This window comes from Paraburkholderia sp. GAS38 (assembly GCF_050434965.1).
In the GTDB taxonomy this organism is placed as follows: domain Bacteria; phylum Pseudomonadota; class Gammaproteobacteria; order Burkholderiales; family Burkholderiaceae; genus Paraburkholderia; species Paraburkholderia phenazinium_A.
This window is the reverse complement of sequence record NZ_JBNDJO010000001.1, coordinates 21,239-34,385: the sequence shown is the minus strand read 5'-3', so window position 1 is coordinate 34,385 and position 13,147 is coordinate 21,239. Positions and strand designations below refer to the sequence as shown.

Annotated in this window: 12 protein-coding genes; 1 reads left to right on the top strand and 11 read right to left on the bottom strand. The window is 63.0% G+C overall.

Features of this window, described 5'->3' with window-relative positions:
• Positions 1 to 108: 108 nt before the first annotated feature.
• The 11 genes from lpxD to rpsB form a co-directional block, all read right to left on the bottom strand.
• Complete coding sequence (gene lpxD, locus P3T42_RS00135) at positions 109 to 1,188, bottom strand: UDP-3-O-(3-hydroxymyristoyl)glucosamine N-acyltransferase (RefSeq protein ID WP_074299617.1); 1,080 nt, start codon at positions 1,186 to 1,188, stop codon at positions 109 to 111.
• 20 nt (positions 1,189 to 1,208) lie between these two features.
• On the bottom strand, positions 1,209 to 1,793 hold the full coding sequence (locus tag P3T42_RS00130) for an OmpH family outer membrane protein (protein ID WP_429304828.1): 585 nt from the start codon (positions 1,791 to 1,793) through the stop codon (positions 1,209 to 1,211).
• Between the two features lie 46 nt (positions 1,794 to 1,839).
• On the bottom strand, positions 1,840 to 4,143 hold the full coding sequence (bamA, locus tag P3T42_RS00125; protein WP_429304827.1) for an outer membrane protein assembly factor BamA: 2,304 nt from the start codon (positions 4,141 to 4,143) through the stop codon (positions 1,840 to 1,842).
• Between the two features lie 66 nt (positions 4,144 to 4,209).
• A complete protein-coding gene (gene rseP, locus P3T42_RS00120) occupies positions 4,210 to 5,598 on the bottom strand; it encodes an RIP metalloprotease RseP (RefSeq protein ID WP_429304826.1) in 1,389 nt (462 codons plus the stop codon).
• 7 nt (positions 5,599 to 5,605) lie between these two features.
• Positions 5,606 to 6,811 carry a 1-deoxy-D-xylulose-5-phosphate reductoisomerase gene (locus P3T42_RS00115; RefSeq protein ID WP_074299624.1) on the bottom strand — a complete coding sequence of 402 codons (1,206 nt, stop codon included), beginning with the start codon at positions 6,809 to 6,811 and terminating at the stop codon, positions 5,606 to 5,608.
• A gap of 10 nt (positions 6,812 to 6,821) precedes the next feature.
• Positions 6,822 to 7,643: a phosphatidate cytidylyltransferase gene (locus tag P3T42_RS00110; protein WP_074299626.1), complete on the bottom strand. Its 822-nt coding sequence runs from the start codon at positions 7,641 to 7,643 to the stop codon at positions 6,822 to 6,824.
• The gene (locus P3T42_RS00105) at positions 7,637 to 8,419 is read right to left on the bottom strand and encodes an isoprenyl transferase (RefSeq protein WP_074299628.1); all 783 of its coding nucleotides are present in this window, start codon (positions 8,417 to 8,419) and stop codon (positions 7,637 to 7,639) included. Before P3T42_RS00105 ends, P3T42_RS00110 begins: the two co-directional genes overlap by 7 nt.
• Before the next feature lie 64 nt (positions 8,420 to 8,483).
• Complete coding sequence (gene frr / locus P3T42_RS00100) at positions 8,484 to 9,044, bottom strand: ribosome recycling factor (protein WP_074299630.1); 561 nt, start codon at positions 9,042 to 9,044, stop codon at positions 8,484 to 8,486.
• Between the two features lie 98 nt (positions 9,045 to 9,142).
• A complete protein-coding gene (pyrH, locus tag P3T42_RS00095) occupies positions 9,143 to 9,856 on the bottom strand; it encodes a UMP kinase (protein WP_074264280.1) in 714 nt (237 codons plus the stop codon).
• 211 nt (positions 9,857 to 10,067) lie between these two features.
• On the bottom strand, positions 10,068 to 10,949 hold the full coding sequence (gene tsf, locus P3T42_RS00090) for a translation elongation factor Ts (RefSeq protein ID WP_074299632.1): 882 nt from the start codon (positions 10,947 to 10,949) through the stop codon (positions 10,068 to 10,070).
• A gap of 166 nt (positions 10,950 to 11,115) precedes the next feature.
• Entirely contained in the window at positions 11,116 to 11,868 is a 753-nt protein-coding gene (rpsB, locus tag P3T42_RS00085) for a 30S ribosomal protein S2 (RefSeq protein WP_074299634.1), read from the bottom strand.
• A 463-nt stretch (positions 11,869 to 12,331) separates the two neighbouring features.
• Between rpsB and map the strand changes: the two genes are divergently transcribed.
• Positions 12,332 to 13,147 carry a type I methionyl aminopeptidase gene (map, locus tag P3T42_RS00080; protein ID WP_074299636.1) on the top strand — a complete coding sequence of 272 codons (816 nt, stop codon included), beginning with the start codon at positions 12,332 to 12,334 and terminating at the stop codon, positions 13,145 to 13,147.

Here is a 13,147-nt window from a genome sequence, read left to right as displayed (position 1 = left end):
ATTGGTGACGCTTGCTGCCGCCGCTTGACGTGACCCGGCAGCCCATGCTGCCCGGTCACCGCAACCGACGCTTCCTGCTTGATGCCCTGGCGCCTGCCTAAGCGGCGCTCACGCCTTGTTGCCTTGCGCGCTGGTTGCCGCGGCCGCTTCCAGCGCCTTGATACGGTCGCGCAGCTTGTCGATGTTGCGCAGCAAAGCCGCGCTCTTGTTCCAGTTGGCGTGATCGACGGCCGGGAACGCGCTCGTGTACATGCCGGGCTTCAACAGCGACTTCGACACACCCGACTTCGCCGTGACGATCACATAATCGGCCAGTGTAACGTGTCCGGCAATACCGACCGCGCCGCCAATCATGCAATGCCGGCCAATCGTCGTACTACCGGCGATGCCCGCGCAGCCGGCAATCACCGTATAGGCGCCGACCTTGCAGTTATGGCCGATCTGCACCAGATTGTCGATCTTCACGCATTCTTCGATGACGGTATCGGCCATCGCGCCGCGGTCGATCGTGGTGTTGGCGCCGATCTCGACGTCCGGCCCGATCGATACGCCACCGACCTGGGGGATCTTCACCCAGCTACCGGTGCGAGCCTCGCCGTCGCCGACAAAATCCGGCGCGAAACCGAAACCGTCTGAACCGATCACCGCGCCCGCATGAATGATCACGCGCTCGCCGATCTTGCAGCCGTAGTACACGCTGACGTTCGGATACAGGTGCGAGCCGGCGCCGATCTGCGTGCCGCGGCCAATCACCACGTTCGCGTCCAGCCGCACCTGCTCGCCGATCACCGCGCCGGCTTCGACCGTGACATGCGGCCCGATCACGGCGCTCGGCGCAATCTGCGCCGACGGATCGATCGTCGCGCTGGCGTGCACGCCCGGCAGCGCCTTCGGCGCGGCCAGATCGATGAAGGCCTGCGCAACACGCGCGAAGTAAGCGTAAGGGTTGGGTGTGACGATGAAATTGCGAGCGCCCTGCTCGCCTAGCTTCGCGAGATCGTCGGCGCTGATCAACACGGCGCCCGCGCGGGTGGTCTCGACCTGCGACAGATACTTCGGATTGGCGAGGAACGCCAGCTGGTTCGGGCCAGCCTGGTCGAGCGGCGCCAGACTGCCCACGCGCTGCGACCGGTCTCCGACTACTTCACCGCCGAACCGCTGGACGATGTCCTCGAGCGTAAAAGCCATGCGTGTACTGCTCCTGCTGTTCAGTTGCCGTTGTTCGTGGACGACCCGCCCGTGCCGCCTGAGGTGCCCGAAGTGCCATTGCTCGGCGCGGCCGCCAGGGCCTTCAGCACCTGGTCCGTAATGTCGATACGCGGGCTGACATACACCGCCTCCTGAACGATCAGGTCGTAGTGCTGCTGCTCGGCGATCTGCTTGATCACCTTGTTGGCGCGGTCGAGGACGGCGGCCAGCTCCTCGTTGCGGCGCTGGTTCAGGTCTTCGCGGAACTCGCGCTGCTTGCGCTGGAAATCGGTATCCAGTTGCGACAGGTCGCGCTGCTTCTCGGCGCGGTCGGCCGGCGCCATCGACGCCCCGTTCTTGTCCAGCGCGTCCGACATCGACTTCAGCTTCTGCGCCATATCCTGCAGATCCTTGTCGCGTTTCGCGAACTCGGCCTCCAGCTTGGTCTGGGCAGCCTTCGCAGCAGCCGACTCGCGCAGGATACGATCCGAGTTGACGGCCGCAATCCTGGCTTCCTGCGCGTGCGCTACCCCAACGCCCAAAGTCATTGCCAGCGCAAGCGCGCACGCCACACGTTTCGAAAACATACCGGTTCGCAAAGTCATCCTCTCGATACTGTAAAGAGGTCCGGGGATAGCCCGGACCGTCCAATCAGAATGCCGTTCCGATCTGGAACTGGAATTTCTGGTACTGGTCGCCATCGTGCTTCGTCAGCGGGAAACCCAGGCTCAGCTTGAGCGGCCCGATCGGCGAGATCCACGCAAGCCCCACGCCGTAACCGTACCGCAAGCCGTTCGCACCGATGCTGTTGCCCTCGTCGCCCCACACATTACCCGCGTCGAGGAACGAAAAGACCCGCAGCGTGCGATCGTAACCCGTGCCCGGCAACGGGAACGTCAATTCGATACTGCCCGCCAGCAGCTTCGAACCGCCGATCGGGTCGCCCGTCGAAACGTCGCGCGGGCCCAGCGAACTTGGCTCGTAGCCACGCACGGAGCCGATCCCGCCCGCATAGTAATTCTTGAAGATCGGGTAAGGCTTGCCGCCTAGGCCGTTGCCATAGCCGCCCTGCAAGTTGAAACCGAGCACGAAACCACGCGCAAACGAATAATAGTACTGCGCGTTGATATCAGCCTTGTAATACTGCGTACCGCCCAGCGGCGTGCCATATTCCGCGTTCGCCTGGGTGAAGTAACCGCGGCTCGGCACCAGCGCGCTGTCGCGCGCGTCGCGCGACCAGCCCACCGTGATCGGCACGTTGTCCGACACCCGGCCGAACTCGTTGACGTAGTCCAGATAGCTTTGCGGCGTCGCTGAGTCTACGTCGAGCCGGTTCTGCTCGAGGCCCGCGCCGAAATATACCGTATCGACTTCGGAAAACGGAATGCCGAACTTCAGGTCGCCGCCAATGGTGACGATCTTGAAGCTCGAATCCGTAGAGTAATAGAGCGGTTGCTGGGTGCGGTAGTACACGTCCGTAATGCGCTTGATGCCGTCCACCGTGAAGTACGGGTCGATCTGCGTGACGGTCAGCGTGCGGTACGTCTTCGCGGTGTTGATGTTGACGCCGAGGCTGGTGCCCGAGCCGAACACGTTGTCCTGCGAGACGCCCGCCGAAATGATCGGACCTTCGCCCGAACCGTAGCCCAGACCCAGCGTGATCGAGCCGGTCGGCTTTTCCTTGACCTTGACGTTCACATCCACCTGGTCCGGCGTGTCTTCCACGGGCACGGTCGTCACGTCGACATCGGAGAAGTAGCCGAGGCGATTCACGCGATCCTTCGACAGCGCGAGACGGTTCGAATCGAACCACGAGCTTTCGAGCTGGCGCATTTCGCGGCGCACCACTTCGTCGCGCGTGCGGGTGTTGCCCACCACGTTGATGCGGCGTACATACACCCGGCGGCTCGGATCGATCTGCAGCGTGAGGTCGACCTGATGGTGCAGCGGGTCGATCTGCGGCGAGGCATTCACCGTGGCGAAGGCATAGCCGTACTCGCCGAGCTTGTCGACGAGCGCCTTGGTGGTGGCCTGCAGCTTCTCGGCCGAAAAACGCTCGCCGGTCTTGATCTTGACGAGCTTGTCCAGTTCGGCCTCACGGTCCAGCAGATTGCCGGCCAGATGAATGCCGGAAATCGTGTACGGCTCGCCCTCATGCAGCGAGACCGTCAGGTACATGTCTTTCCTGTCCGGCGAGATCGACACCTGGGTCGAATCGATCGTGAACTCGAGATAACCGCGGTTCAGGTAGTACGAGCGAACGTTCTCCAGATCGCCGGTCAGCTTGTCTTTCGCGTACAGGTCGTTCTTCGTGTACCACGAGAACCAGTTCGGCGTGGACAGCTGCATTTCGTCGAGCAAGGTACCGCTGCTGAACACCTTGTTGCCGATGAAGTTGATCTGGCGGATCTTCGCGCTCGGACCTTCTTCCACCGAAAACAGCAAGGCGACGCGATCGCGGTCGATAGGCGTAACCGTGGTCTTGACTTCGGCTGCGTAGTAGCCGTGCGTCAGATACTGACGCTTGAGTTCCTGTTCGGCCTTATCGGCCAGGGACTTGTCGTAATAGCGGCCTTGCGACAGCCCGACCGAGTGCAGCGCCTTGATCAGGTTGTCCTTGTCGAACTCGTGCAGACCGGTGAAGTCGATTGTGCCGATAGCCGGACGCTCCACCACCTGGACGATCACGATGTCGCCTTCGACGACGACCCTCACATCATTGAAGAAACCGGTGGCGTACAGCGCGCGAATCGCTTCGGAGGCCTTGTCGTCGGAGAACGTATCGCCTTCCCGGATAGGCAGGTAGGCGAACACGGTGCTGGGCTCGATGCGTTGCAAACCCTCAATGCGGATGTCCCGCACCACGAAAGGCGAAGTTGCGTGAGCCACCAGTCCATGCGCCGCTAACGCAGCGGCTGCTACCGTCTTAGGAACCGAGCGATGAGGTTTCAACAACGTACTTCCCCAATGTATAGCTAAATCAGGCCAGACGGCCGCCTTTCGTGAGCGCCGACAGACACTTTAAAAATGGATCAGACGAGCCAGATCATTGAAAAGCGCGATCGCCGACAAGGCGACGATACAGGCCAGCCCGGCTCTCTGGAGAACGAGCTGCCAGCGGTCGGAGACCGCTTTGCCGGTTGCAGCTTCAACCAAATAATATAACAGATGCCCCCCGTCCAATACCGGAATCGGGAGTAGGTTAAGTACGCCCAGACTGATGCTGACAAGGGCCAGGAACGACAGGAATGCTGACGGACCGAGCCTTGCACTCTTGCCTGCGTAGTCGGCAATCGTCACCGGGCCTGACAGGTTTTTCAGCGACGCCTCGCCGGTAATCATCCGGCCAAACATGCGTACCGAGTACGCGGCCAGATCCCACGTACGGTGTGCGCCCAGTTGCAGGCTCTCGAGCGGGCCGTAGCGCACCTCGATGGACGGCACCTGGGTCGCCAGTTCCGCGCCGATCCGGCCGATCGACTCGCCGGTGGTGTCGTCGCGCTGCGCGAGCGGGACGACGTGGATTGCTTCGGTCTTGCCGGCCTGCTGCGCGTCGCCGCCACGCTCGACCTGCAGCGTGATGGCCGTGCCCGCGTGCGTCTTGACATAGGCGATGAAGGCGGTGGCATTGTCGGTCGGCTTACCGTCGATCGACACGAGGCGGTCGCCCGCCGCGAGACCCGCGTGTTGCGCGGCGCTACCGGGCTGGACGCCCGCCACGATCAGCTTGCCGCCACCCGGCTCGAAACCCAGATGCGACATGAAGTCGTCGTCGACATCCTTCTCCGCGACGTCGCGCAAATCCAGTGGGAAGTCAGAGGTCCCATGGCTGTCTTTGGCGCTCAGAATCACGCGGCGATGATCGAACGCGGCGCCCAGCAGCTTCCAGCGCAGGTCGGACCATGAACGGACCGGCTCGCTCGAACCGCCGTCCGGATTGCGCACCCCGACCACCGTCTCGCCGCCGTCGAAGCCGGCGAGCGCGGCAGCCGTATTCGGCGTCGGCGCGGCGACGATCGCAGCCGGCTCGCTCACGCCAGTGGCAAATACAACGGCGAACAGCGCGATGGCCAGGATGAAATTGGCGACCGGGCCGGCCGCGACGATCGCAAAACGTTTCGCGACGTGTTGGCGGTTGAAGGCGTGCGGCAAGGCTTCAGGGGGAATCGGCGCGCCCGCTTCGCGCTCGTCGAGCATCTTCACGTAGCCGCCCAGCGGCAACGCGGCAATGGTCCATTCGGTGCCTGTCTTCGGACTCACCCACTGAACCAGCGGTTTGCCGAAGCCGATCGAAAAGCGCAGCACTTTCACACCGCACAAACGCGCGACACTGTAGTGGCCATACTCGTGAACCACCACCAGCACGCCGATCGCGACCGCGAAGGCGAGCAGTTCGATCAGCAGGTTCATAATCGCCTCACTGGACGGCACGTTCCGCGCGAAGAGCGTCTTGCGGCAAACGCTGGATAAAGTCGGCAGCCGCCCGGCGCGCGGCCGCGTCGGCTTCGATCACGTCGTCGAGCGCCTGAGCGCTGCGGTTGGGCAGCGCGTTCAGCACCGCGTCGACCACCTGGGCAATCGCCATGAAGCCGATCTTGCGGGCAAGGAACGCTTCGACGGCGATCTCGTTGGCGGCGTTCAACGCCGCACTCGCAATGCCGCCCTCGGCAAGCGCTTTCATGGCCAGCGCGAGACACGGGAAGCGCGCGTAATCGGGCTTTTCGAACGACAGCGACGCGACCTGCACGAGATCGAGCTGGGCCACGCCGGAATCGACACGCTCGGGGAACGCAAGCGCATGAGCGATCGGCGTGCGCATGTCGGGATTGCCGAGCTGCGCGAGCACCGAGCCGTCGGCGTACGACACCATGGAATGAATCACGCTCTGCGGATGAATCAGCACTTCGATGCGCTCGCCCGGCAGCGCGAACAGCCAGTGCGCCTCGATGACTTCGAGGCCCTTGTTCATCATCGTCGCCGAATCGACCGAAATCTTGCGGCCCATGACCCAGTTCGGATGCTTGCAGGCTTCGTCAGGCGTGACGTTGACGAGACTCGCCGGCTCGCGCGTGCGGAACGGGCCGCCCGACGCGGTCAGGATGATCTTCGACACGCCGCCGTGCAACGCGGCCTCGCGCGGCAGGCACTGGAAGATGGCGTTGTGTTCGCTGTCGACCGGCAGCAGCACGGCGCCGTGATCGCGTACCGCGTCCATGAAGATCGCGCCGGACATCACCAGTGCTTCCTTGTTGGCGAGCAGGATGCGTTTGCCGGCGCGCGCGGCGGCCAGGGTCGGAGCGAGCCCCGCTGCGCCGACGATCGCCGCCACGACCGTATCGCAAGCGTCGCTCTTCGAGACGTCGACGAGCGCCTGCGGACCGTAGCTCACCTCGGTCTTGCAGCCGGCCTCGCGCAGCTTCGCGGCGACCTGCGCCGCGGTAGCGGCATCGCCGACCACCGCCACTTCGGGATGAAAGCGCAGGCATTGTTCGACGAGCTTGTCGCCGTTGCGATGCGCGGTCAGCGCGTAGACCGAAAAGCGCTCGGGATGACGCGCGACGACGTCGAGCGTGCTGTCTCCAATCGAGCCCGTGGAACCGAGCAGTGTCAGACGTTTTTGCATATCTCTTTCTCTAGCCGAGCAGCAGCATTGCGAGCGGCAGCACCGGCAATAGTGCATCGATGCGGTCAAGGACGCCACCGTGTCCCGGCAGCAGGCCGCTGGAATCTTTGACGCCGGCCTGACGTTTTAACAGCGATTCGAACAGATCGCCGACGACGCTGAACACCACCAGAACCGTCAGGACGACCAGCGTGCGGACAGCGCCGAGGCGCCCCAGCAATGCGGAATACAGGGTCGGTTCGAACGCATGCAGCACTATAGCCGCTGACGCGACGATCACGACAGCCAGCCAGCCGCCGACGGCGCCTTCCCAGGTCTTACCGGGGCTGATGGCCGGCGCCAGCTTGTGCCGACCGAACGCCTTACCCGCAAAGTATGCGCCGATATCGGCCAGCCAGACCACCAGCAGCAGGGACAGAACGAACGGGACACCCTTGGCGCGTGCCGCCACGAGCGCATGCCAGCAGGCGACGAACACCACAATTCCGGCAAGAAACAGGAACAGGCGCCAAGCGCCCTGCGCGAGCGCCGGTTTGCGCAACAGGACGTACGGTCCGGCCAGCACCCAGAAGACCGCGGCGGCCTGCAGCAGGGAACGCGGCGGATGCACCTCGGTGCCGAGCCGCGTGCTCGCCACCAACGCCACCGCCGCAACGAGAGCGTAGACGACCGGGCCGACGCCGCCCACTTTCAGCAGGCGCGCCCATTCCCACGCGGCAAAGACGAGCACGAACGCGATCAACGCGCCGAACGCGCCCACCGGCGCGAACAGCGTGACCGGCAAGAACACAGCCAGCAGGACGATCGCCGTGATAACACGGGTTTTTAGCATGGAAGCGAATCGACGTTTTGCGATTGCGGCTCGAGCTGAGCACTGGTGCGGCCGAAGCGGCGTTCGCGCTCCGCATACGAATCGATCGCGTGGCGCAGCGCCTCGGCGTCGAAATCCGGCCAGAAGGTATCGGTGAAGTAGAACTCGGTGTAGGCCAGTTGCCACAGCAGGAAGTTGCTGATGCGCTGCTCGCCGCCGGTCCGGATGAAGAGATCGGGCTCCGGCGCGTACGCCATGGCGAGGTGCTCGGCGAACGATTCCTCGTTGATCTCGACGGCCTCGCCGGCCTGCGCCGATTGCTCGGCCAGCTTGCGGGTGGCCTGCATGATGTCCCAGCGGCCGCCGTAGTTGGCGGCGATGGTCAGCGTAAGACGGGTATTGCGGGCGGTTTTGGTCTCGGCGCGGCGGATCAGATCCTGGATGCGCTTGTCGAACATCGCCAGGTCGCCGACCACGCGCAGGCGAATGCCGTTGGCGTGCAGCTTGCCGATCTCGCGCTCCAGCGCGGTCACGAACAGGCGCATCAGGAACGACACTTCGTCGTTCGGACGGCGCCAGTTCTCGGAGCTGAAGGCGAACAGCGTCAGATATTCGACGCCGGACCGTGCGCACGCCTCGACGGCGGCACGCACCGCGTCGACGCCGCGCGTATGGCCTGCCACGCGCGGCAGGCGGCGCTGCGTTGCCCAACGGCCGTTGCCGTCCATGATGATCGCGATATGTCGCGGCACCGCCGCGACATCAGGCACGCGAACGGTTGAGCTGGTATAGGTCATGGCCGTCGGGACAGTGACTGCAAAAAAAGAAGTAAAGACCTGAAGATGCTGGAGCCTGACGGCCTCAGACCGTCATGATCTCGGCTTCTTTGGTCGTCACGAGCTTGTCGATTTCCGACACGAACTTGTCCGTCAGCTTCTGGACGTCGTCGCCGGCACGACGCTCGTCGTCTTCGGAGATTTCCTTGTCTTTCACGAGCTTCTTCAATTGCTCGTTGGCGTCGCGGCGCAGGTTGCGCACCGCAATCTTGGCCGTTTCCGCTTCGCTGCGCGCGACCTTGGTCAGTTCGCGGCGGCGCTCTTCGGTCAGCGCGGGCATTGGCACGCGGATCACGTCGCCTTGCGTAGCCGGGTTCAGGCCCAGATCGGATTCGCGGATCGCCTTTTCGACGACCGGCACCATCTTCTTTTCCCACGGCTGCACGCCGATCGTACGGGCGTCGATCAGCGTCAGGTTCGCGACCTGCGAGATCGGCACCGGCGAGCCGTAATAGTCGACCTGGATGTGATCGAGCAGGCCCGTGTGCGCACGGCCCGTGCGGATCTTCGACAGATCGTTCTTGAACGCGTCGATCGAGCGCTGCATCTTCTGCTCGACGCCCTTCCTGATATCAGCCACAGACATTTTTAAACCTCCGAACCTTCAAAACGGTGCGAGCCGGCCAGCGCGCGTACAGCGGCGGCCCGGGCCCGCGTTAAAGCCCACGTTATGTGAACGAGAGTTTACACGTGGACGAGGGTACCCTCGTCCTCGCCTTGCACAATGCGCTTCAGCGCACCTGGCTTGACGATAGAAAACACGCGGATCGGCAGCTTCTGGTCGCGGCACAGCGCGAAAGCCGTGGCGTCCATCACCTGCAGATTGCGGCCAATCGCCTCGTCGAAGCTGATCGTTGTGTAGCGCGTGGCCGTCGGGTCCTTCTTGGGGTCGGCCGAATACACGCCGTCCACCTTGGTGGCCTTCAGCACGACTTCCGCGCCGACTTCCGAGCCGCGCAGCGCAGCCGCGGTGTCCGTCGTGAAGAACGGGTTACCCGTGCCGGCCGCGAAAATCACGACCTTGCCTTCTTCAAGCTGGCGGATCGCCCGGGGGCGGATATACGGCTCGACCACCTGGTCCATGCGCAGCGCCGACTGCACGCGCGCCTCGATACCGGCGTGGCGCATCGCGTCCTGCAGCGCCAGCGCGTTCATCATGGTGGCGAGCATCCCCATGTAGTCGGCCGTTGCGCGGTCCATGCCCGCCGCACCGCCTGCCACACCACGGAAAATATTGCCGCCGCCGATCACGACAGCCAGTTGCGTACCGAGCCGCACGACCTCGGCCACGTCCGCCACCATTCTTTCGATCGTCGCGCGATTGATGCCGAAGGCATCATCGCCCATCAGAGCTTCACCGGAGAGTTTGAGCAGGACGCGTTTATAGGCAGTGGGCATAGGGGTATCCAGATCGCGCAGAACAGGGCAACAACAAGGAACTAACTGTAGGGGTGAAATGCTGATTCGGGCAAGCGTCGCCAAATTGACGAACCCCAGGGTTCGCCAGAGGCGGCTGCACGGCGAGGGTCAACCCGCAGGCAGCCTTGCGGCGCCGCCGACCGCGGCAGGGTCTTGCCCCGCCGCGGGTCCAACGGTATTGCGGTGAAGCTTATTGTTGCTTTGCAGCAGCCACTTGGGCGGCCACTTCGGCTGCGAAGTCGTCCTGCTTCTTCTCGATGCCTTCGCCGACCACGAACAGCGCGAACTTCTGCACGCTCGAACCTGCTGCCTTCAGCATCTGCTCGATCGTCTGCTTGTCGTTCTTAACGAACGTCTGGTTCAGCAGCGACACTTCCTTCAGATACTTCTGCACGCTGCCGTCGACCATCTTCGCGACGATTTCAGCCGGCTTGCCCGATTCAGCGGCCTTCTGTTCCGCGATGCTGCGTTCCTTGGCGATCAGATCGGCCGGCACTTCGTCCGACGACAGCGAGACCGGCTTCATGGCCGCGATGTGCATGGCGACGTCCTTGCCGACCTGCTCGTCCGCGCCGGTGTACTCGACCAGCACGCCGATACGCGTGCCGTGCAGGTACGCAGCCAGCTGGTTGGCGGTCTCGAAGCGCACGAAACGGCGGATGGACAGGTTTTCGCCGATCTTGCCGACCAGCGCGAGGCGCACTGCGTCGACCGTCGAGCCTTCCAGCGGCAGCGCTGCCAGCGCAGCGACGTCAGCCGGGTTTTGCTTGGCGACCAGTTCGGCGATCTGCTTGGAGAAAGCCAGGAAGTCGTCGTTCTTCGAAACGAAGTCGGTTTCGCAGTTCAGTTCGACGATTGCACCGACGTTGCCGCCGATGAACGACGAGATCACGCCTTCAGCCGTCACGCGCGAAGCGGCCTTGCTGGCCTTGTTGCCGAGCTTCACACGCAGCAGCTCTTCAGCACGCTCCATGTCGCCTTCGGCTTCCGTCAGCGCCTTCTTGCATTCCATCATCGGCGCATCGGTCTTCGCGCGCAGTTCTGCAACCATGCTTGCGGTAATTGCCGCCATCATTCGCTCCTTGAGTCTGTCTTTCACACACCGCCCGCACTTCGATGCCGGCGGCAAGAATTCGTTTCCGCATGGCGCGAATTTTTCTCGCGCCCTGGCCAGGTGTCATGACTTAAAAAAAGGGGGCCTGTAGAAAGCCCCCTTTTTTGCCGGACACAGGGCAGCTTTACGCTTCCGCGTTGACCTCGACGAACTCGTCGCCGTCACCACCACGTGCAGCCTGCACCACTTCGTTGACCGCGTTTGCACGGCCTTCGAGGATCGCGTCAGCCACGCCTTGCGTGTACAGGGCGACGGCCTTGCTGGCGTCGTCGTTACCCGGGATCACGTAGTCGATGCCTTCCGGCGAGTGGTTCGTGTCGACCACAGCGATAACCGGCACGCCGAGCTTGTTCGCTTCCGTCACAGCAATCTTGTGGTAACCGACGTCGACCACGAAAATTGCGTCCGGAATGCCGCCCATGTCCTTCACGCCGCCGATCGACTTTTGCAGCTTGGCGATTTCGCGTTCGAACAGGAGCGCTTCCTTCTTGCTCATGCGTTCCGTTTCACCGGCTTCCAGCGCTGCTTCCATGTCCTTCAGGCGCTTGATCGAAACCTTCAGCGTCTTGAAGTTGGTCAGCATGCCGCCGAGCCAGCGTGCGTTGACGAACGGCATGCCAGCGCGTTGTGCCTCTTCGGCGATCGTGTCGCGCGATTGACGCTTCGTGCCGACGAACAGGATCGTGCCGCGGTTTGCTGCCAGCTGACGCACATACTTCAGTGCGTCGTTGTACATCGGCAGCGTCTTTTCGAGGTTGATGATGTGAATCTTGTTGCGATGGCCGAAAATGAAGGGGGCCATCTTCGGGTTCCAGAAGCGCGTTTGGTGACCGAAGTGGACACCTGCTTCCAGCATTTGACGCATGGTAACTGCCATGAAAATCTCCGCTAGGGTTGGGTCTTAAGCCGGCGGCCGTATCTGCCGCGCCGTCTTCGCCATCTGCGAGGACCTGACGCGGCGGACACCCTGGGTGCTGCCGGCTTGCGAGTCTGCTGCCTTGGGTTGTGCCGCTGCATTTGCCACGGCGCCCGCCACCAAAGGAGAGCACCGCCTCAGCACAACCTGAAAACGCCTCATAGCGCAGGCAACTATCGCTATGAGCCAGTCTTTTCCACAAAATCAAATAATGTGGAGCGACTTAGCCAGAGATTATAGCACGTGACTATCGGCAGACTCAACCTGCCCGGTAGCCCCTAATCCGGTGAGCGGGTTGCACCTGCCCGAAGGGGGAGAACCGGGGGAGTACCCCTTGTCCAATCGGCCAACGCTCTCTCAAAACCCTGCGAACGCAGGAATATGGTGCGATAATCTTCAAATAATCGCATTTCAGGCCCGACTCATGGCTATTACGCTCAAAAACGAACACGATATCGCGCAGATGCGCGTCGCCTGCCGCCTCGCAAGCGAAGTGCTCGACTACATTACCCCGTTCGTCGCCGCCGGCATCACTACTGGCGAGCTCGACCGCCTGTGTCACGAATACATGCTGAAGGAACAGGGCACGGTGCCGGCGCCGCTCAATTATCAGCCGCCCGGCTACCCGCCGTATCCAAAGGCCACCTGCATTTCGGTCAACGACGTGATCTGCCATGGCATCCCGGGCGACAAGACGCTCAAGAACGGCGATGCGCTGAATATCGACGTCACGGTGATCAAGGAAGGCTACTTCGGCGATACGAGCCGCATGTTCATCGTCGGCGAAGGCTCGATTCTCGCGAAGCGGCTCGTGCAGACCACCTTCGAGTGCATGTGGCTCGGTATCGACCAGGTCCGGCCCGGCGCGCATCTCGGCGACATCGGCCATGCGATCCAGCGCCACGCCGAGGGGCAAGGCTACAGCGTGGTGCGCGAATATTGCGGCCACGGCATCAGCACGGTGTTTCACGAAGACCCGCAAGTCCTGCACTACGGCCGTCCGGGCACGGGCATCGAACTGCAGCAGGGCATGATTTTCACGATCGAGCCGATGATCAACGCCGGCCGTCGCGATATCCGCACCATGCCGGATCAATGGACCGTGAAGACCAAGGACCGCAGCCTGTCCGCGCAGTGGGAGCACACGGTACTCGTCACCGCGAGCGGCTATGAGGTGCTGACGGTCTCGGCCGGCACGCCGGCGCGGCCGCCGGTCGTCGCTTCGGCCACCACGGCCTGA